Origin of the sequence: Rhizobium sp. WYCCWR 11146, assembly GCF_013591995.1 — a bacterium.
Classification (GTDB): domain Bacteria; phylum Pseudomonadota; class Alphaproteobacteria; order Rhizobiales; family Rhizobiaceae; genus Rhizobium; species Rhizobium indicum.
On record NZ_JACCEY010000022.1, the window covers coordinates 81,725 to 100,991 of the forward strand.

Sequence of the window (19,267 nt, forward strand, 5' to 3'; positions counted from 1 at the left end):
GCTCAATACCGGATGCGCGGATCGAGCAGCGCATAGGCGATGTCGATCAACAGGTTCATGATGAAGATCGCGAGTGCCGAGACCATGATGACGGCCAGCACGACGGCGAAATCGCGAAGCAAAATGGAATCGATCATCAGCTTGCCGATGCCCGGAAAACCAAACACCGTCTCGACGACAACGGCGCCGTTCAAGATGGCTGCCGCCTGGTCGCCGATGACTGTGATCACCGGCAGCATGGCGTTGCGCAGTCCATGAATGAAGATGATCGAGTTCGAGCGGACCCCCTTGGCGCGGGCCGTCTTCACATAGGCGGAAGACAGAACACTGATCATCGAGCCGCGGACCACCTGCAGGATCAGGCCGAAAGGCCGGATGAACAGCACGCTGACCGGCAGGACCCAGTGCCAGAAAGTTCCCGTTCCCGATGTCGGCAGGACATGCAGTTTGACGGCGAAAATGACGATCGCCACGATGGCCAGCCAGAAATCCGGCGCCGCAGCGCCGATCAGCGAGAAGAAAGTGGCAAGACGGTCGAAGACGCCGCCGACACGAAAGGCCGCCAGAGAACCGATGACGATCGCGGCGACCGTGACCAGCGCCATGGTGATGGCAGCCAGCCAGAAGGTCCAGACGAAGGCCTCCAGCACGACATTCATGGCCGGACGGGCCTGTCGCAGTGACTGACCGAAATTGCCTTGGGCAAGATCCGAGACATAACGGCCGAACTGGATGATCAACGGATCGTTGAAACCGTTCATCTCACGGAATTGCTGGCGCATTTCCGTGGTCGCATCGATCGGCAGATAGAGGTCGGTCGGATCGCCCGTCAGCCGGGAAAGGAAGAACACGATGACGATAAGCACCACGAGTGATACGCCACTGGCGATCGCGCGCTTGCCGATGAAACTCTTCATGCCACTCCTCCCGAGTGAACCCCATAGGGGCCGTGATGTCCGGTTTCGTCTTCGTCTACGCTGCCTGTCATACCCCTCCGGCAATAGGCACGGCTCGACGACCAGTCGCTACAACTGAAATATTAGTGCATCTAAAATTTTTGTGAACCCCAAAAATGATCAGGGCTTATCAACCGGCGGCTTGCGTCGCCATGTCATGCCGCGGGTTCCAATAATGGCCGCGCCGATAATCACCGCCGCGCCGATCCAAGTCTGTGCGGCCGGAACTTCCGCGAAAAATGAGAAGGCCATGAGGGCCACGACGGGCAGTCGGAGAAAGTCGAGCGGTGCCAGAACGCTTGCGGCCGCCATACCGAAGGCGCGTGTGATCAGCGTCATGTTGAGTGCGCCGAGTGCCCCTTGCATGGCAAGCAGTCCGAGTTGGCTCCAGGTCGGCATTGACCAGACCGGCAGCATGACGATCAGGCCAAGCGGCACCGTCGCTATCAGATTCCATGCAACCAGCCGGTCGGCGCTATCCCTCAATGCCATGCGCCGCAGCATCAATTGGCTGGCTGCCGTCAAGACCGCTCCTGCCAGCGCAAAAAGCAGCCATTGGTCGAAACCGGACGCTCCAGGGCGAATGATGATCATGACGCCGATAAAACCTGCGACAATGCCGGCCAAGCTGGAGATGCCGACATGTTCCTTGAGCACCAGCCACGCACCGAGAACGAGAAACATGGGCATGGTGAAATTGATCGCCGTCGCATCGGCGAGTGGCGCGTGCGCAAAGGCGACGAACAAAGCAACCAGTGAGGCAAGCTTCAGACCCGCACGCACGACATGCAGGACACGATAGGGAGAGGCTTTCAGGTCGACCCGTGACACGATCCAGGGCGTGACGACAAGAAGTCCGAAAAACGACCGGAAAAAGCCGATCATCAATGGATGCACGTCACCGGCCAGCAAACGCACAATGACTGCGTCGAGACTATTTAAAAAAGCGGCGGCCACCATTAAGCAGACGGCAAGGCCTGTGCGACCAGGCTGCATCACACTTCTCCTGATCGAACAAGGGTGAACCCTGCTATATCGACCATTCGATACAGCTGCGCGTTGAACCGGCAATCCATTGGAAATAAAGCCTTCCTGGCGTGTCTGCTTATCTCCCGCTCCCACGGTTTGCCGCGGCTGAGACCACTCGTTCTCACCAGGGGCCGGCAGCATCCGTTATCTCCGGCGCGGATTAACGGCTTTATCTCAATCCATCAGCCGCCGTCCACACGGACAGAGCGCATTGCCTACAGGGCCGCCCTCGCCCCCGCTAGTGGATCACTCCGTTCGTTTTCGCCCGGTTCGAGAACTGGTGGACGAGCATGATCCCCTGCTCAAGGAGCAACTCGGCCGCCTGCAGATCGCGTGGCGTCAGGTCTCCGGATAGACCGCGAATCGTATTGGCGACGCAGATGGAGTTGGCGACGAAGCGGGCGTCGCCCTCACCTTCAGCCTCCTCGGCCGTTGCTTCCAAGGCGTCGGCGACGGTGTCGAGCAGGCTCGAGCGTTCGACGAGCGTCATGTCGTTCAGGGTTTTGGAAATGCCGTTCATAATTGTCTCCTCGCGTGTGCTCAAGGCGGATCGCAGCTCCGTTTTCTCGATTTCAGTGACGTGGCGGTGACTGTCAGATAGGATGGCTGTTTTCAGAAGCAACTCATGGCTGCCGCGCACCTGACGCATGAGTGAAGCGAGATCGGACGGCTCAATCAATAATTTCGGGCCGATCATTCCAGATGCGTCAGGAGGTCGGCAATCATCGGCCGCTGCCCTTTCAACAGCTTTATGGCTGCGTTGGGCGGGGAAAACCACCCCGCGCGATCGACTTCCGGAAAGCTCTTTACCTGGCCCGACCGTGGTGGCCATTCCATTTCAAATTCGGAACTCTGTATCGAATTCACGTCCAGTACCGGATCGGCTTCGATCGACCACGCAACAACCATCTTTCCGCCAGGTTGTCGGTATTCGCCCAACGGCGTGAACCTGCCATCGACTGCTACACCCAGCTCTTCGGCAGTTTCCCTTATTGCCGCCGCGAGCTCATCTTCTCCAGGTTCGATCAACCCCTTCGGGATCGACCACGCAGCCTCGTCTTTCCTGGCCCAGAAAGGGCCGCCCGGATGGACGAGAAGCACTTCGATGTCCCTGGAAACACGCCGGTATAGCAGAAGTCCGGCGCTACGGATTGCCATCGCCTTGTGCCCTTGTTGTGTCGATCACGAGGCCAGGCATTCCTCACAGATGCCGCAGCCGTCATCGTCCATCCACTGACGCCGGCGCTTACAGCAAAGGCAAGCACGACTATCGGGTTGTTCCTTCGTGTCTTCCGGTGGAATGATCTCGATCGTCGTGTCGATTAGAGTGTCGGCCACAAGTTCCGCCATCTCGTTGCTCCATCAGTCTATTCTAAATAAGATAGGAGCGGCGATCGATACCGGCAAGCTCTCGACGCCGGTCGGAGCGGCAAATGGCATTCCGAACCACATTTGGCGATCTCAACATCGAACGCTGGGCCTTCTTGCGACAAGTGGTATAGTTAAATTTCGGTCGTCTACCTAGACGATACGACAAAGGAATTGTTCCATGGGAGACCAGAAGCGCCCGCTGCAACCAGGAGAAACCGCCCCGGCCTTCGCACTGGCCACGGCCAACTTCGACGGAACGGTCTCTTTCGCCGACTTGAGCGGTCGCCCGTTCGTGATCGGGTTCTTTCGCGGGCTGCACTGCCCGTTCTGCCGGCGCCAGCTAGAGCAGCTTGCCGGCGTACAGCCGACCCTGCGCTCCGCCGGGGTGGAGACTGTTGCCGTGATCAACACGCCGGTGGAACGTGCCCGCCTGTATTTCCGCCACCGGCCGACGCCGATAACGCTTCTGTGTGACCCGGATTGCCGCACGCACCGGGCCTACGGTGTGCCGCATGGCGAGTTCCTGCCCGAAGGAAGCTGCGAGCAGCCCGAATGGCCCTATGGCGCAACGATGGCGCAATTCCAGGCGGCACGCATCAACCCCACGGGCGAGCTGCCGGAACCGCTGCACCCGATGGAAGCCAACACCGTACTCAACGCCAAGGACGGCTTCGAGCTTGACGAAGTCGATAATGCGATCTTCGCGAACCACGCTACCCAGCTCGTCGGGCACTTCCTGGTCAATGCGAACGGCACCATCGGCTGGGCACAAATCGAGGCGCTCGACGGACCGAACAGCCTCTCCATCTTCCCGACCGCGGCGGAGATCATCGCCGCCGCTGGCAGCCTTGGACGCTGACCTGCAGCGAACCATCTGCCAGCGTTGGCGAACTGTCCGGAAAAATTGGCACGTTACACGGACCTTAACCGTTTTTCGGTTTTTGCGTCGAACAGATGCAGTTTACTGAGATCCGGGGTAATGACGATCTGGTCGCCGGCGCGGAGATCAAGGCGCTCTCTTACCGTTGCAACGAGGTGATCGGCGCCAAACTTCGTGGTTATCTGGATCTCAGCACCGGTAGGCTCGACGAGAACGACCTCAGCGGCAACAGGGCCTTGTCCGATTGCGAGATGTTCAGGGCGAATGCCGTAGATAAGCTGCGCGCCGCGTTCCAGTGACGCTGCTTCCGGCAGCGGCAACCTGCCTCCGCCGTCCGCGATCAACTCCAGCGGCCCCGAAGTGCTGACCTGGCCTCGAATAAGGTTCATCGCCGGCGAACCGATGAAGCCCGCCACGAAAAGGTTTGCCGGCCGGTCGTAGAGATCGAGCGGCGAGCCTATCTGCTCGACGAAGCCGTCCCGCATCACAACAATCCGATCGGCCATCGTCATGGCCTCGATCTGGTCGTGGGTGACGTAAATGGTCGTTGTCTTCAGTCGCTGATGCAGTTGCTTGATTTCCGAACGCATCTGGACACGCAGCTTTGCGTCTAGGTTCGACAATGGTTCGTCAAACAGGAAGACCTGCGGATTTCTGACGATGGCACGGCCCATCGCCACACGTTGGCGTTGGCCACCCGACAGATTTTTCGGATATCTATCGAGCAGATGCTCGAGCCCCAGAATTTCAGCGGCCTCTCGAACACGTTGCCTGGTCTGTTCCTTGGGTGCTTTCGCCAGCTTGAGCGAAAAACCCATATTCGCCTCGACTGTCAGATGGGGGTAGAGCGCATAGGACTGGAAAACCATCGCAATATCGCGTTCTTTTGGCGCGACATTGTTCACGACCTTGCTGCCGATCGATATCCGGCCAGCTGAAATCTCTTCGAGGCCGGCGATCATTCGCAACAATGTCGACTTCCCGCACCCGGACGGACCGACCAGGATCACGAATTCGCCATCTTGGATATCAATATCCACCCCATGCAGAACTTCGAAGTGACCGTAGCTCTTGCGGGCATTCGCCACACTTACTGACGCCATAACTTTCTCCGGCTGAATGTTGATATCTTCGGGACGCAGCCGCTCGTCTGACACGGCTGTCGATTGCTTATCGGATTGCCGTGGCGGCTGAATAAGGCGCCAATGCCGCGTCGATCGCAGCAAGGCAGAGTTCGCGGGCCTTCGGAGCGACCCGCTTTGACACCACGTCGGAATATAGTCGGCCGAGATATTGGCTGATCAGAGTTTCGGGGATTTCATCGGGGAGCCGGCTGAACAATTCGCCGACCGCGGCGGATGCGCGAGGATCCGGCCAGTAATAGCGAATTCGATCACTATAGCTGAAATGCCGTTGCAGTCGCTCCTCATCGGGACTGCCGCCATAGTGGCCCGCCCAGCTTGCCGGTTGTTCGACCATGATTTTTTCCATGGTCGCCACCAGTCCGGTTCGTGGCGTCTTCCCGGCAAGCACGTCAGCGATCGCATCGAGACCGTACAGCGCTTCGCGCAGCGCGAAAGTCAGCCCTGGTCCGACCTTGAGGATTGCAAAGCCGCCGTCAACGAGAGCAGACAAGGCTTCGGCCGGTTGGTAGTCGGTGGAATGTGCTTCGAAAACCAAGCCGGGCATGTCGTCCAGCGAACGAATGAGGCTCTTGGCCCGTTCAGGCTTGTAGAGCGCCACGTCCGTGTTACCAAATTCCACGCCCGGCTGAACCACGATCCCAATGACCCGCTCCATTGCCGACGCCAAACCTGCTTCGGCAAACGACGCCCGGTGAACCGCCAGCGTTTTCATCGCCGCATCGGCCCGGGTAATTTCGATTTCTTCGAGTGCGTGCGTTGCACCACCTGGAGGCGGCACCTCGGTTCCGATGATATAGACCGGCGGACGGCGGCCTGAACGAAGAGCGGCCTCTTCAGCGGCCTTTGCCAATCGAGCGGCCCGCGCCGCGGTCAATTCGTCATCGAGCGCCGTGGGTTCACCGGCACAGCCCATCGACGTGTCCAGGTGAATCTTTTCAAACCCTGCCTCGACATAGGCCGTCACCATAGCCGCGGCGCGCAGCATTGCCTCCTCGGCCGCCAACTTTCTCCAGGGGTTGGGACCGAGGTGATCGCCTCCGAGGATGATGCGTTCGGCTGGAAAGTCAGTCGCTGCGGCGATGTCCTCGATGAACCTGCGAAAGTCCGCCGGCGTCATCGCGGTATAGCCGCCCTCCTGATTGACCTGATTGCAGGTGGCTTCGATGAGGACCGCCCGGTGCTCCATGCCGGCACGCCGAAGCGCTGCCTCGATGACCAGCGGATGCGCCGAGCAGACCGAAGTGACGCCATGGGGAAAAGGCAGGCTTCGGGCACCGAAAAGCTTTCGCAGCGCGATCTGCCGGTTCTCTTCGATCGACGTCATGCGAGCGTTACAACCTTCGTCAGGTGACGGGGAGAGACCGTGTCGATTTGCCGAGCCTGCGCGGCGCGTTCGCCGAGGACCTGCAGCGCCGGAAGGACAACGAGACCCGCAAGCGACAGATCGACATCGACGGCCAGTTCCAGATCGCCTGGACCACCCACACCGATGACGACCGCGCCTTTTTCTCTCAGTTCTCCCACCAGTTTCGTCTCCGCCTCCCGTTGGTCGGAGCTGTACAGCATGACCGCAACCGTCTTCCCGTCAACGAGGCTGATCGGCCCATGCCGGTATTCCAGCGGATGGAAAGCCTGGGTCATGATCTGGCTCATTTCCATGAGCTTGAGCGCTCCCTCCAGGGCGACACCGAAGAGGGGGCCTCCACCGAGAAAGACGAAGTGCGACCGGTCGGCGATAATTCCAGGAAGTGCGGCATCGAGAGCGCTCGCCAGCTGGCGGGCGGAATTCACGACAGAGGCGGGAACCTTCTGCCCGATCATCTGCAAACCGAGAAGGACCATGAGACTCGCGGATACCGTCATGACGATCCCTTCGTCCGGATGGGTTTCGGCCGCGACCATCCGATCGCAATTTTTCGCCAGAGAGCTTTCCGGTTCGACGGTTATCGCCGTCACGAAGGCGCCGGCGGCGCGGCTTGCCTTTGCTGCGGCGACTGTCTCTGTCGTCTCACCGCTCCGGGAAAGTGCGACGACGTGCGTGTTGCGCCACTCCGGCCAGAAGGCCGAGGGGCGGTTTTGCCATTCGGCACCGGGCACCGCGATTGCCTTGCGTCCGGCCATATTGGCATAGGCTGCTAGCGCAAGCGCCAGATTGAAGGACGTGCCGCAGCCGACGAAGACGAGCAGCTCCGCCCTATCGGCAGCTGAATTCGAGCCGATCGCCTTCTCCCAGTAGGGAAATTGCTCGAAAATGACTTTTTCGGTCGTGTTCATGAAGTCTCCGATTATTTGACTGAACCAGCCAACAGGCCGCTGACGAGGTAACGGTTGAGGAAAATGACGACGAGGGCGGGGATGACGATGGCGATCGAGCCGCTCGCTGTGATGAGCCCGTAGTCGATGAAGTTCTTCGTTACGAATTCCGGGATCAGAACCGTTAGCGGCTTCGTTGCCTGCGGCGAAAAAATGAGCGGCACGAGATACTGTCCCCAGGCACCAAGAAAGGTGAGGATCGCCGCGGCCGTCAGACCCGGTCCGGCCAGCGGCAGGACGATATTGAAGAAGATGTAGAGCCGGCCGGCTCCGTCGAGTTGTGCCGCCTCTTCCAGTGCGATCGGAAGAGCTTCGAACACGCTCCGCAGCAGCCATAACGACAGGGGCAGGAAGGCCGAGACATAGATCAGCGAGACGCCCAGATAGGTATCGACGAGATGCAGCTTGATCATGATCTGATAGAGCGGGATCAAGACAGCGTAGGCAGGAATGGCCAGGGTCGCGACGACAGCGACAAAAAGCGCTTTGCGGCCGGGAAACTGGAGCCTGGTGAATGCGTAAGCCCCAAGAGAGGATATCGCGACGCAAAGCAGCGTAGCGGCGATTGATGTCACCACGCTATTGAGCAATGCGGCACGGAACTGTTTGAACACCTCCACACCCCCGATCCGGGCGATATTGATGCCGAGCAGCCGGGAGTAGTGATCGAGCGTAAAGTGCTGCGGAAAGAAGTTGATCGGTCGGGTCGAAAAGTCTTCGCTTGGAGTAACCGAACTCGCGATGGTCCAGTAGATTGGCCCCAGAGACCAGATCAACAGGACGACGACACCGGTCCAAATCATCATTCGATAGGCAATAGTGGATCTCATCAGTCGAACCGTGTGTTGCGATAGACACGAAGGACGTAGACGAGCGAAATCAGCAGAGACACGAGAGTGATCACGACCGATAGCGCCATGCCATACGAGAAGCGGAGGTTCTGGAAGGTTTCGAGGTAGATCTGGACGAGCACCGGTCGGGTCTCGAGGCTGGCACCCGCCAGAACCCAGGCCTCGTCGAAGAGATTGAAAGCGTTCACGGTTGCGTTGGTCATGGCGACAGCGATCGCACTGCGAACCAGCGGCAGGGTTACCCATCCGAACATCTGAATGCGCGTGGCTCCATCGATCCGCGCAGCCTCGTAGAGATGCGCAGGGATGCTCTGCATCGCGGCAAGGACGATAACGATCGTCAAAGGCATCATGCGCCAGACGTGGACCACCGTTACGGCGACGATGGCGCTGGCGCGATCGTTGAACCAGACGTGATTTTCGAAAGGGAGCCCGAGCGCCGAAAGAATGCCGTTCAACAGACCCGCGCCCGGTTGATAAATCCAAAGCCATATGACCGAGTTCACAACGCCGGGCAGCGCCCAGGGCAAGATCACTGCTGCGAGCACCCATTGCCGCCCGACCTTGATCTGATTGATGAGAGCGGCGGCAAGAACGCCGAACACGGTTTCGGCGGTGACGGCCAGAACAACGTACATGAGCGTGTTGCTCCAGGTCGTCGCGAGCTGGCCATCCGACAGCATTCGGCTGTAGTTTTCCAGGCCGATGAATGGCGTGCCGGCCTGCATGGGGTTGACCCTGTGCAGGCTGTCCCAGACGGTTCTTCCCATCGGGTAGAAGACCAAAGCTGCCATCGTGAGAACGATGGGCGACACCAACAGCAAGCCGAGTGTGGCGTCGGCGTTGAAGCCGACCCCACGCTTGCTCGTGGCCTCTTCGGACGCCAAAGCTGTCATTGCGCCATTGCCTGCTTGGCGGCGGAAGCAATAGCCTCCATCGCCTGGTCGACGCTCATCTGTCCCTTGGCAGCGCTATTGATTGCCGTGTTTACACCGCTGGAAAATTGCGGATACCAAGGCGGCGTGCCCTGCGGGAACAGCGGCTCAACCGTCTTCGACTGCGCCACGAGAGCGTCGCCGCTGTTCAGCTTTCCGGACTCGTTCAGTTCGGAAAGCGCCGACGTGCGTGTCGGCAGGAAGCCGTTCACGGCATTCTTCTTCTGGAAGTCCTTGCTGGTAAACCATTTGACGAAGGCGATCGCCGCCTCCTTGTTGGGAGAGACATTTGGAATAGCCAGCGCTTCTGGAAGGCCGAAACTGCGCGTTTCACCGCTTGCCGTCGGTACCAGGATCGCCTCTACCTGGCCGGCGACTTTCGACTGCTTGGGATCGTTCATCTGGCCAAGACGACCAGGCTCACCGGAGATCATGATGCTGGTGATGCCCTGCGCGAACATGCTCTCATTGATCTGGCTGTCCTTCAGGCCGGTAGACGCCGGATCGACCAGCCCTTCCTTGAGGAGCATCAGCTCGAAAGCAAGCGCCTTGTAACCAGCCGAATCCGGCGAGGTGAACAGCGGATTGAAGTCCTTGTCGAAGAGTTCGCCGCCGAAGGCCTTGGTCAGCAAGTACCAGCTCGTTGACGCGCCTTCCGTCGCTGAAACCGGCAGGCCGATCGGATACTCGACAATGCCCTTTTCCTTGATCTTCTTGGCTGCAGCGACCAGGGCGTCCAATGTTTTCGGCATCTCGGTGATACCTGCATCCGCGAAATGCTTCTTGTTGACGAGCATCACCCGGAAGTCGTTGGTGTAGGGAATTCCCAATAACTTGCCGTCAACCGTGAAGATCTTGGCAACGCCGATATCCTTCACCGTGTCGGCGTCGATCACGTCGTTGAGCGGCATATACCAACCGGCCGCGCTGAACTGACCGGTCCAGGACCAATCGAATTCGGTCACATCCGCTGGCGCTGTACCGGCAACCAAGGCTGTCACCAGCTTCGGGCGGATGTCGTCCCACGACAGGGTCTGCAGGTCGACGTGAATGCCGGTTTCGGCTTCGAAGTCAGAGGCGATGTTCGGTCCCTGCGGCGATGGCATGAGCACCGTGATCGACTGACCGGCAAGCGGCTTGGCGTCCTGGCCAAGAGCCGGTGCGGCGATTGCCAAGGCCGCCGATGCAAGTAGAGGCAAGATCAATTTATGCATGTTCCCATCCTTCATTATTCTTGAGCTCAATTCACTGGGATGTGCGGTCACCGCCTTCGGCCGTGGCCACGATTTGCCCGAACCAGCCGTCGTCCAACGGCCAGTCGAGAAGTTGGGCGGCAGCCAGGAGCGCGCCGCCAATCGGGGGAAGTTTCGGCAAAACCGTAGGCCTGCCGATTCGCCGTTCAAGCGCCTCCAAAAGAAGCCGGCTCGAAAAAGTACCGCCGGCATAGGTCCAGTCGGCATCCGGATCACAGTGGCCGGCAATTGCCTTATGATGCTTCGCGAGTTCATCGGCGGCCTGCTCGATCAAGCCGACCGCTCCTTTGTCGCCGCCAAGTGCGATCTGATCGACGAGGGTCGAAATTGCTGCAATGTCCGCCCGTGCATTCGCCAGGGAGCTGGCCCAATCGCCGAGCCCATTCATGGGATTGCTCAAGTCGATGCCAAGGTGGTCAAACAGAGCCGTTGCGAGAGCTGTTGCCGGAGCGCGCCCGTCCAAGCTTTGGCTGACGAGATTGAGCGCCCTCTGCCCGATCCAATGGCTGCTGCCCTCGTCACCGACGAGATCTCCCCAGCCGCCGGTCCGCGCCGACTGGCCTTTGGAATTGCGCGCCCATGCCATTGAACCCGTGCCGGAAAGAATGAGGATACCCGGCTCGCCCGCAAAAGCACCGAGGTGCGCCGCGTCGACGTCGTTGAGGACGCGCCGGTGGACGTTTGGGAATAGGCGCTCGATCGCATCCCGCTGTAGAGCCGAAAGGCGTTCGACCTCCCCGTAGGCGGGCAGTGCTGCGGCGACGGCCGCCAGATTTCCTTCATCGCGAAAGGGAAGGAGATGCTGCTCCAGCTCCTGGAGCCAATTCGGATTGTCCATGGGATTGACCCCATGGCCGCGGGAACGCCGCAATATCCGCCCACGCTTGTCCGCGAGGGCAACCAGCACCTTGCTTCCGCCACCGTCGATGCCGAGGATCAGCGCGTCGCTCACTCTTTCGCCCTCAGATCCGCGATTGTTGCGTCGACGCCGAAGTTGACGAGTTCCTCGCGCCAATGCCGCGAAAGCCCGGAATCGGTAATGACTTTCGCAGTGTCCAGCGGCGCGACCTTGTAAGTCGCCATGGTTCCGAATTTCGAGGAATCGGCCAGGACGAAACGATTGGCCGACCGAGCCAGCATGCGCCGGTTGAGGCTCGCTTCCGCACTGTCCACGCTGTAGATCGCACCGTCGGAGCTGATGGCGCTGGCGCCAAGAAAGAGCTGGTCGAACCATAATGTTTCCAGCATTGCCTCCGCCTGAGGTCCGACAAGCGACGCATTCTCGCTGCGCAGCTGACCGCCGAGAAGCACCACTTCCAAATTCGGAATATTCAGGAATTCCTGCGCTACCGTTAGGCCGTTGGTGAATATCCTGAGCGGCATGGGGTTGATGCGAACGAGGCGCGCAAGCTGCAGGACGGTGGTTCCCGCGTCGAGAAAGATTGCCGTACGCGGATGAAGCAGGTCGTAGGCCGCGGTGGCAATCGCCCGTTTGGCCGATAGATGGCGCTTTTCGCGCTCCTGAAATGCGACCTCAACCGACGATCCTTCGGCAATGCGCGCTCCACCATGCACACGATCAATGGCGCCCTCCTGCTCAAGGATCTGCAGGTCTCTACGAACCGTGGCAAGCGATGCTCCGATCGCATCGGCAAGCGCCTGGATGGTCGAAAAGCCGTTCGCGTAGAGGTGGCTGCGAATGGCATCCAGCCGATCGACCTTCACTCCGACTGCCTGGCTCAACGAAAACCTCCCTCGCGATCGATCTCAATTTCGGTCACTTTTTCATTTCAAATGATCAGTGTCAATCAATTTTCTGACGTTTTTTGATTTATTGGATGAAATCTGGAAATGAAAAAAGACGCGCCGTGAATTCACCGCGCGTCCAAAACGAATGAACTGCCATCGGCACTAGTGCTTGTGGCTGGCTTACCCGCGGAATCTCACTGATATCTCGGCAACAAATCGCCGTGCGCGTCGATCAGGTCGTCGACAAGGTTCCAGATTTGGTCTGGAGACAATTCCGCAGACGTGTGCGGATCGAGCAGAGCGGCCTGGTAGATGCGCTCGCGGTTTCTTGTAAGAGCCGCCTCGACCGTCAACTGCTGAACGGAAACGCTCAAGTTCATGACGGCGGAAAGCTGAGAGGGGATCCGACCAACCCGGACCGGTTGAATTCCGTTTCTGTCGACATGGCAAGGCACTTCCACAATACATTCATCGGGCAGATTCTCGATCAGGCCGTTGTTTGGGACATTGCCGTATATCAGCGCCGGATTGCCAGTGACCGCGGCATGAATGATGCCGGCCGCATATTCATTGCTGCGGCACACCTCGATCGGTTTGTCGCCTTCCAGTTCTTTGCGCAGGGCATGCCACTCTTCGATCTGCACTTCGCAGCGCCGGATGTATTCGTCCAGCGGAATATTGAGCTGATCGATCAGATCCCCTCGTCCCTCCTTGAGGTACCAGGAGGTATATTCGGAGAAATGCTCGCTGGATTCGGTGACGAAGTGGCCGAGCCGTTTGAGCACATCGAACCGCACCCGATCGTCCGGCGGAACGCGGCCATCGGCGGCGAGAGCGTTCAGTCTCGGATAAAGGTCTTCCCGCCGTCCATCGCTATGAACTTTCTCATATTTCAGGAAGAAGGCGACGTGATTGATGCCAGCCGAAACGTAGTTCACGTCGGCAATGTCCTCTCCGAGGCATTGCGCGAGATGCCCGGCTGTATGCTGCACACTGTGACACAGGCCGACGGTGCGGATTTCCGGGGCCAGATCCTTGATCGCCCAGCAGTTGATGGCCATCGGGTTGACGTACTGCATCAAAAGAGCCTGCGGGCAAACCTCCTGCATGTCTCGGCAGATCGCCTCAAGGACTGGTATCGTCCGCAAACCGCGGAAAATGCCGCCGATGCCAAGGGTGTCGGCGATCGTCTGACGCAAGCCGTATTTTTTTGGAATGTCGAAGTCCGTGACGGTAGCCGGTTTGTAGCCACCGACCTGCATCATGAGGATGACGAAATCAGACCCGCGCAGCGCCTCTCGCCGGTCGAGCGTGGCGTCGATCCTGACGTTTGAAAGCTTAAGCGACTCGCAGATCCGGCGAGCGACGATCTCTGACGTCTTCAGTCGCTCTGGATCAATATCGAAGAGACTGATGACGTAGTCGCCGCCTCTCTGCGAGGATAGGACATCTCCCAGAATGTTCTGTGCAAAAACGGTGCTACCAGCGCCTACCAGGCAAATCTTCGGCATTGCAATCTCCCTATCGGTTGTGATTGCTTACTGCTCCTTCTAGATCAGAATTTCTTCCTGACATCGGCCTATTAATTCCGGAATTCGAGTCTCAGACACATGAAACATCTCCAAAGCCGCGGCGAATGGATTGGATCCCGAGGGGAGTTCCTGATCGAGCGTCACATCGCTGATGCGATGGCCGCACCGCATTGGCACGACCACGTTGAAATAAACCTGCTCATGGCAGGCCGGATGACCTACCTTTTTAATGGAAGGCAGGAACAGGTGGAGGCCGGTCGCCTGGTTTTATTCTGGGCCGCAATTCCGCATCAGACGATCGCTGTTAGCGAAAACGCGCCGCTGGTATGCGTCTATCTTCCCCTTATCGATTTCCTGGGTCTGCCGGTGGACAGGAAAGCAAGGCAGTCGATCATGCAGGGGAGATTTCTGGCGCAGGCAAATCAGGAAACGATGGATGCGTTGACCCTCCCACGATGGGAAAAGGAATGGCAGTGCGGCAGTGTGGCAAGACGGAAATTGGTCGTGGAGGAAGCACGACTGCGAATAAGACGCCTGATCCTGGACAATGCTGAAAGCGACAATTCGCCAACCCATGTCTCTCCGACATCGTTGGCCGGCCAGGCAGTGCGACACGTCGAGCTGCTGATCGACCTCATCAATTCCCGCTACGCAGATCTGGTGAGTGTAGCCGATCTCGCAAAACTCGCTGGCATGCATCCAAGCACCGCCAACAGCGCTTTCCGAAAGGTTTTGGGAATATCAGTCAACGAATACCTGACCCGACATCGGATTGCCCGGGCGATGCAGCGACTGACGGATACGGACGATCCGGTCCTCCAGATCGGTTTTGAATGCGGGTTTGGTTCCAGCAGTCGCTTCTACGAGATTTTCAAGGAGCGCACGGGGACGACCCCCCGTCATTTCCGAGAAGCGGTGAACTCCAAGAACACTCCGGCGCCTTGACGAATGGTCCGCCGGAAAAACTATTTGATCTGTTCGACTAGCGTGCGTCTACCAGGCAACGTTCTCTTCGCCGTCATGATCGCCTGGTCGGCACGTGTTACGGCTTCGGCCTCAGCCTGTTTCCCAGATCATCCCCGGTCACAACGCGCCCTGCGGCGACGGGACGCCGACGCGAATGGCCTGCGAAAAAATCGGCGAAAGACCGTCGTCGTGCGCCCTTGCAGCGATGTGTGCGGCCGACCGAAGTTGCGACAAGGGAACCGAGGTGTCCAGCGCGCGCCGGTCATAGGCGTATTCCGGCAGGTATCCGTTGACGACGAGGCGCCAGTCCATCGGCACGGCGTCGCCTGCGACGCGCATCATCTTGACGATGGTCGTCGTGCAGTTGGTCGTCAGCGAATTGTAGAAGGCGGGCGTGGCCGCAAGGGCGTTTGCGTCGGAGACGTACTCGCGCAGAAGAAGCCTCGCAGCTGCAGGCGACGCCCTCAGGCGGTAGATCTGGACGTCCTCACCGCGAAAATTGGAGCGGAGGCCGATCACATCTCTTTCGTCTGCGGCGAGGATGACTAGAGGGCTGTTTTTGAAGAGGTCCGCCAGCGGCGAGAACGTGCCTCCAGAAAGGCGACGCACTTCGATAGACCACGCCAGATAGCGGCCGTCGTCGAAGCCGAAGCTCATGATGACATGCGCGATGGTCGGACCTGACCAGTACGACATGAACATGTCGACGGTCTTCAACTTGTTCAGGTCATAACTGCGCTTCGTCCATCGTTCCGTGAAGTCGGTGGCGCTGCGCCACTCGAAATCGCGGACATTTGTCAGCGTCAACAGATCACCGTCGAATTCGCCCGTGACCTGACGAGCGACGTCCGGAGCCCACGCTCCATTTGCCTGCGGCTCGATAGTGCTCCACCAGACGAGGACAAGGACGAACGCGGCCCCAAACGCGAGGACCGCACGAAAGCGCCTTCTGCCAAAGAGCGCCACGACGACGGCGGCGCCAAAAAGCCCGAACAAGATGGCGCTGGCTTGCCTGCCGACCTCGGGCAACGGCAAGCGGTACCAAAGCGCCAGCGACGACCAAGCCGATGCAAAGACGACAAGCAAGACGAGCACTGCAATGACGATCGCACGGGCCGGTCGAATCATTTTGCTTTTCCAAACGAGTTTGAAGCGTTCGTCCTGATCGTTGGACCCTATCGGTTTCCGGACACGAAGCCCAGAACCTATCCGAAGCGACAGGCCGCCGGATCCTCCATTTTGGTATGGCTTGAATTCCGCTGGCGTGACCGACGGTGCCAGCAGGTATGACAAAACCAAGATATTCTTCATGGAAACCGCCAGCGCAGATGAAGTCACTTGACCTCCCGATCGCATGCGGCTCCTGAAGAGATTCGAACCGCGGCAACAGATTGCCGCGCAATTGGCCAATTCGATCAACTGAAGGGGCGAACACTCAAAACTAAGACGTCGCAAGGCTGGATGGCACCGGCACCGAACCACGCCCGTCAAATGACGGACGCGGCTCAGCGGGAGGCGCCGAGGGATCAGCCTATCCGACTGCCTTCGGCGGAGAAGAGGTGGATTTTCTCGGATTTGGGCGCGACGTGGATTTGCTGGTCGGGTTTTATATCCAGCCGCCGGTGCAGCACGATGGTTGCCGTCTGCGTGCCGACACGCACCGAAAGATGGGTCTCCGCACCGGTCGGCTCGACAGTCAGCACGGTGGCCGGAATGCCCGTCTCCGCAATGTCGAGGTCTTCCGGGCGGATGCCGTAGGTGCGCGCCGCGCTTTGGCTCAATTGTGGCGGAAGCGGAAGGGACACACCGCCTTCGATACGGAAGCCGCCGTCGCTGACGCTACCCTCGAAGAGGTTCATCGACGGCGAGCCGATGAAGGCGGCGACGAAGGTGTTATCCGGGCGGTCGTAGAGATCGAGCGGCTTGCCGATCTGCTCGATGCGGCCGGCGCGCATGACGACGATCTTGTCGGCCATGGTCATCGCCTCGATCTGGTCGTGGGTGACGTAAACGATGGTAGTGCCAAGGCGCTGATGCAGCTCCTTGATTTCGCTGCGCATGGTCACCCGCAGCTTGGCGTCGAGGTTGGACAGCGGCTCGTCAAAGAGGAACACTTTCGGATGGCGTACGATGGCGCGGCCCATGGCGACGCGCTGGCGCTGGCCGCCGGAAAGCTGCTTTGGCAAGCGCTCCAGCAGGGGTTCAAGTGCGAGAATGCCGGCGGCTTCTCTCACCAGCTTGTCGATGGTCGCCTTATCGCGCCCCTGCAGCTTCAGGGCAAAGCCCATATTTTCGCGCACCGTCATGTGCGGATAGAGCGCGTAGGACTGGAACACCATCGCGATATCGCGCTCCTTCGGCGCGACGTCGTTGACGACGCGGCCGTCGATGCGGATTTCACCGCCGCTGATATCCTCTAGCCCCGCCAGCATGCGCAGAAGCGTGGACTTGCCGCAGCCGGACGGCCCGACGAGCGTGACGAACTCAACGTCCTCGATATCCGCGGAAACCCCGTGGATAACGGAGGCCGCGCCGTATTGCTTCAGAACCCGGTCGATTGCTACCGATGCCATTGTCTGTCCGCCCTCACAGTTTCAATTGCCAGACGCCGGCCTCGGCGACGGCGCCGGTGAGCGTTGCCGAACGTGCGGCGGCAAAGCCCGGAATGCGTTTGGACCCCGTCCAGCGGCCGTTGTCAGCGAAGACCTCGATGGAGCCGGCATCGAGGAAGATGCGCAGGCTGGACGGTTTCGCGCCGGCGGCGACGTAACGTGGCGGCGTCACACCGGTGCGAGCGTCGAAGACAATCGCCAGACCATCGGCATCGAGTTTCACGCCTAGATCGACATCCGGATGATCGAAGGTGAGATCGAAGGCGGCGCCCGGCTCGGTGAGATCAAGTACGATCTCGACGGCGCCGGTGCCGAGCGGCACGGTCTTGCCAGCGGCAAGCGCGGTGTCATCAAGCAACTGATGGCGCAGGCTTTCGACGGCTGCGACCGGCGGGGTCAGCACGGTGTCGCCGTCGAGAAGCACGCGGCGCGGCAGGGTCATGGTCGTCGGGAAGTCGTCCTTCTTGGAAAAATCCGTCCAGTTGGCGAGCCAGGCGATGCCGACCGGCTCGTCGCCATCGACGAAAGCCTGGAAGGCATAGGCATCCGAACCGAAATCCAACTCCTGCACGAACTCCGCGGTGAAGGTGCGGCCATCAAAACCGCCGACGGTGACGGAGGTGAGGTTGCGGCGGCCGGTGGCCGGGTCGCGGCTGGTGAGCAGACCGAAGATCAGCGCCCAGCGGGTTTCTGCGTTTTTGCCGGAAAGCGGCACCATGCAGGGGCATTCCGCCGCCGTCATGCCGAAACCGTCCTCACGATGGAGGATACCGAGGAAGGTCCAGCCATCGGCGCCTTGCGCGTCTGCGGTTTCATAGAGCAGTACGACGCCGCCCTGCCTGTCGCGGCTGCCGAGCAGCATCTTCCAGCGCCCGTCCGGGCCTTTGAAGACATAGGGGTCGCGGAAATCGGTGGTGAGGTTCAAGCCTTCCGGGCGCAGCGGCATCACGATTTCCGACGGCCCGGCGACGATGCCGTCGCGGCTGACCGCGGAAAGCTGGATTTGCTCTTCCGGTTGCCGGTCACGAACATGCTCGGTGTAGAAGACGCGGATCTCCTCGCCTTCCGGGCCGGCGCCGGGGATCGCCGAGCCGGAGAAGGCACCGCCGCGGCCATCGTCCTTTTCCGATAGATGCGCCGCCGGGAAGAGGAACATGGGCAGATGCCTCCAGCGGACGAAATCCTTCGAGACGGCATGCCCCCAGTGCATAGTGTTCCAGCGCGGCTCATGAGGATAGTGCTGGTAGAAGAGGTGAGCGTTTCCGCCGAACCGTCCAAACCCGTTCGGATCGTTCATCCAGCCGAAGGGCGGGCGGAAATGGTAGCTGTCGGGCACGTCGGGGGCGGCGGTGCGGGCATCGCTGTGCAGGACGCGGATGCCCTCCTTCATCACGGTTTCCGGCCGGAAGGCGTAAGCGACTGAGAGCGCTGTGGTTGTCGCATCATAGGACAGCGTGGCACGACCGCCTTTCGCGAGCGTCACAGCGAAGAACTCAAATTCCCCCGTGCGGCGGGTCGAGGGCTCGCCGATGTCGTTGCCATCAACGGCGACGAAGAGCTTCGCCTCGCCGCCGGCATGGCGCGCCTTCAGCCAGAGATGCAGCACCGTGCCTTCGGGCAGCTCCGCTTCAATGGTTTCAGGTGCTGACGTTTCGGATTTTGCCTGCAGAGACAT

Annotated in this window: 19 protein-coding genes; 2 read left to right on the plus strand and 17 right to left on the minus strand. The window is 59.7% G+C overall.

What is annotated here, in order from left to right; all coding sequences use genetic code 11:
- Nucleotides 1-2: 2 nt before the first annotated feature.
- From HX899_RS16475 to HX899_RS16495, 5 genes are all read right to left on the minus strand, one after another.
- Nucleotides 3-917, minus strand: a complete 915-nt coding sequence (locus tag HX899_RS16475; RefSeq protein ID WP_129417459.1) for an ABC transporter permease — start codon at nt 915-917, stop codon at nt 3-5.
- 159 nt (nt 918-1,076) lie between these two features.
- The gene (locus tag HX899_RS16480; RefSeq protein ID WP_181292952.1) at nt 1,077-1,952 is read right to left on the minus strand and encodes a DMT family transporter; all 876 of its coding nucleotides are present in this window, start codon (nt 1,950-1,952) and stop codon (nt 1,077-1,079) included.
- A gap of 271 nt (nt 1,953-2,223) precedes the next feature.
- A complete protein-coding gene (locus HX899_RS35670; protein ID WP_020487077.1) occupies nt 2,224-2,505 on the minus strand; it encodes a hypothetical protein in 282 nt (93 codons plus the stop codon).
- A gap of 173 nt (nt 2,506-2,678) precedes the next feature.
- Complete coding sequence (locus HX899_RS16490) at nt 2,679-3,143, minus strand: NUDIX domain-containing protein (protein ID WP_180195431.1); 465 nt, start codon at nt 3,141-3,143, stop codon at nt 2,679-2,681.
- Nucleotides 3,144-3,167: 24 nt separating this feature from the next.
- On the minus strand, nt 3,168-3,335 hold the full coding sequence (locus HX899_RS16495; protein ID WP_171597916.1) for a hypothetical protein: 168 nt from the start codon (nt 3,333-3,335) through the stop codon (nt 3,168-3,170).
- Nucleotides 3,336-3,534: 199 nt separating this feature from the next.
- Between HX899_RS16495 and HX899_RS16500 the strand changes: the two genes are divergently transcribed.
- Nucleotides 3,535-4,215 (plus strand): redoxin domain-containing protein, encoded by a 681-nt coding sequence (locus HX899_RS16500; RefSeq protein ID WP_138333046.1) that lies wholly within the window; start codon nt 3,535-3,537, stop codon nt 4,213-4,215.
- A gap of 53 nt (nt 4,216-4,268) precedes the next feature.
- On the opposite strand, the gene HX899_RS16505 is transcribed toward HX899_RS16500, so the two are convergent.
- From HX899_RS16505 to HX899_RS16545, 9 genes are all read right to left on the minus strand, one after another.
- Complete coding sequence (locus HX899_RS16505; RefSeq protein ID WP_138333125.1) at nt 4,269-5,339, minus strand: ABC transporter ATP-binding protein; 1,071 nt, start codon at nt 5,337-5,339, stop codon at nt 4,269-4,271.
- A gap of 67 nt (nt 5,340-5,406) precedes the next feature.
- Nucleotides 5,407-6,705, minus strand: coding sequence for a D-tagatose-bisphosphate aldolase, class II, non-catalytic subunit (locus HX899_RS16510; RefSeq protein WP_180195430.1), 1,299 nt, complete (start codon nt 6,703-6,705; stop codon nt 5,407-5,409).
- Entirely contained in the window at nt 6,702-7,655 is a 954-nt protein-coding gene (locus HX899_RS16515) for an SIS domain-containing protein (RefSeq protein ID WP_138333050.1), read from the minus strand. Before HX899_RS16515 ends, HX899_RS16510 begins: the two co-directional genes overlap by 4 nt.
- 11 nt (nt 7,656-7,666) lie before the next feature.
- A complete protein-coding gene (locus HX899_RS16520; protein ID WP_020486869.1) occupies nt 7,667-8,500 on the minus strand; it encodes a carbohydrate ABC transporter permease in 834 nt (277 codons plus the stop codon).
- A 23-nt stretch (nt 8,501-8,523) separates the two neighbouring features.
- Complete coding sequence (locus HX899_RS16525) at nt 8,524-9,441, minus strand: carbohydrate ABC transporter permease (RefSeq protein ID WP_180195429.1); 918 nt, start codon at nt 9,439-9,441, stop codon at nt 8,524-8,526.
- Nucleotides 9,438-10,694 carry a sugar ABC transporter substrate-binding protein gene (locus HX899_RS16530; protein WP_128459253.1) on the minus strand — a complete coding sequence of 419 codons (1,257 nt, stop codon included), beginning with the start codon at nt 10,692-10,694 and terminating at the stop codon, nt 9,438-9,440. Before HX899_RS16530 ends, HX899_RS16525 begins: the two co-directional genes overlap by 4 nt.
- A gap of 31 nt (nt 10,695-10,725) precedes the next feature.
- Nucleotides 10,726-11,685, minus strand: coding sequence for an N-acetylglucosamine kinase (locus HX899_RS16535; RefSeq protein ID WP_138388962.1), 960 nt, complete (start codon nt 11,683-11,685; stop codon nt 10,726-10,728).
- Entirely contained in the window at nt 11,682-12,476 is a 795-nt protein-coding gene (locus HX899_RS16540; protein WP_138388963.1) for a DeoR/GlpR family DNA-binding transcription regulator, read from the minus strand. Before HX899_RS16540 ends, HX899_RS16535 begins: the two co-directional genes overlap by 4 nt.
- 200 nt (nt 12,477-12,676) lie before the next feature.
- Nucleotides 12,677-13,993 carry an alpha-glucosidase/alpha-galactosidase gene (locus HX899_RS16545; RefSeq protein ID WP_181292848.1) on the minus strand — a complete coding sequence of 439 codons (1,317 nt, stop codon included), beginning with the start codon at nt 13,991-13,993 and terminating at the stop codon, nt 12,677-12,679.
- Between the two features lie 99 nt (nt 13,994-14,092).
- Here HX899_RS16545 and HX899_RS16550 point away from each other — a divergent pair, with 99 nt between their 5' ends.
- Nucleotides 14,093-14,959, plus strand: coding sequence for a helix-turn-helix domain-containing protein (locus tag HX899_RS16550; protein WP_181292849.1), 867 nt, complete (start codon nt 14,093-14,095; stop codon nt 14,957-14,959).
- Between the two features lie 138 nt (nt 14,960-15,097).
- On the opposite strand, the gene HX899_RS16555 is transcribed toward HX899_RS16550, so the two are convergent.
- The 3 genes from HX899_RS16555 to HX899_RS16565 form a co-directional block, all read right to left on the minus strand.
- Nucleotides 15,098-16,108, minus strand: coding sequence for a DUF4105 domain-containing protein (locus HX899_RS16555; protein WP_181292953.1), 1,011 nt, complete (start codon nt 16,106-16,108; stop codon nt 15,098-15,100).
- 398 nt (nt 16,109-16,506) lie between these two features.
- A complete protein-coding gene (locus HX899_RS16560; protein WP_181292850.1) occupies nt 16,507-17,553 on the minus strand; it encodes an ABC transporter ATP-binding protein in 1,047 nt (348 codons plus the stop codon).
- A 13-nt stretch (nt 17,554-17,566) separates the two neighbouring features.
- Nucleotides 17,567-19,267 (minus strand): glycoside hydrolase family 32 protein, encoded by a 1,701-nt coding sequence (locus HX899_RS16565; protein ID WP_171597911.1) that lies wholly within the window; start codon nt 19,265-19,267, stop codon nt 17,567-17,569.

Coding starts and splice junctions, on each gene's coding strand:
- HX899_RS16475 (WP_129417459.1), bottom strand. CDS start 917: ATGAAGAGTTTCATCGGCAAGCGCGCGATCGCCAGTGGCGTATCACTC.
- HX899_RS16480 (WP_181292952.1), bottom strand. CDS start 1,952: ATGCAGCCTGGTCGCACAGGCCTTGCCGTCTGCTTAATGGTGGCCGCC.
- HX899_RS35670 (WP_020487077.1), bottom strand. CDS start 2,505: ATGAACGGCATTTCCAAAACCCTGAACGACATGACGCTCGTCGAACGC.
- HX899_RS16490 (WP_180195431.1), bottom strand. CDS start 3,143: ATGGCAATCCGTAGCGCCGGACTTCTGCTATACCGGCGTGTTTCCAGG.
- HX899_RS16495 (WP_171597916.1), bottom strand. CDS start 3,335: ATGGCGGAACTTGTGGCCGACACTCTAATCGACACGACGATCGAGATC.
- HX899_RS16500 (WP_138333046.1), top strand. CDS start 3,535: ATGGGAGACCAGAAGCGCCCGCTGCAACCAGGAGAAACCGCCCCGGCC.
- HX899_RS16505 (WP_138333125.1), bottom strand. CDS start 5,339: ATGGCGTCAGTAAGTGTGGCGAATGCCCGCAAGAGCTACGGTCACTTC.
- HX899_RS16510 (WP_180195430.1), bottom strand. CDS start 6,705: ATGACGTCGATCGAAGAGAACCGGCAGATCGCGCTGCGAAAGCTTTTC.
- HX899_RS16515 (WP_138333050.1), bottom strand. CDS start 7,655: ATGAACACGACCGAAAAAGTCATTTTCGAGCAATTTCCCTACTGGGAG.
- HX899_RS16520 (WP_020486869.1), bottom strand. CDS start 8,500: ATGATGATTTGGACCGGTGTCGTCGTCCTGTTGATCTGGTCTCTGGGG.
- HX899_RS16525 (WP_180195429.1), bottom strand. CDS start 9,441: ATGACAGCTTTGGCGTCCGAAGAGGCCACGAGCAAGCGTGGGGTCGGC.
- HX899_RS16530 (WP_128459253.1), bottom strand. CDS start 10,694: ATGCATAAATTGATCTTGCCTCTACTTGCATCGGCGGCCTTGGCAATC.
- HX899_RS16545 (WP_181292848.1), bottom strand. CDS start 13,993: ATGCCGAAGATTTGCCTGGTAGGCGCTGGTAGCACCGTTTTTGCACAG.
- HX899_RS16550 (WP_181292849.1), top strand. CDS start 14,093: ATGAAACATCTCCAAAGCCGCGGCGAATGGATTGGATCCCGAGGGGAG.
- HX899_RS16555 (WP_181292953.1), bottom strand. CDS start 16,108: ATGATTCGACCGGCCCGTGCGATCGTCATTGCAGTGCTCGTCTTGCTT.
- HX899_RS16560 (WP_181292850.1), bottom strand. CDS start 17,553: ATGGCATCGGTAGCAATCGACCGGGTTCTGAAGCAATACGGCGCGGCC.
- HX899_RS16565 (WP_171597911.1), bottom strand. CDS start 19,267: ATGTCTCTGCAGGCAAAATCCGAAACGTCAGCACCTGAAACCATTGAA.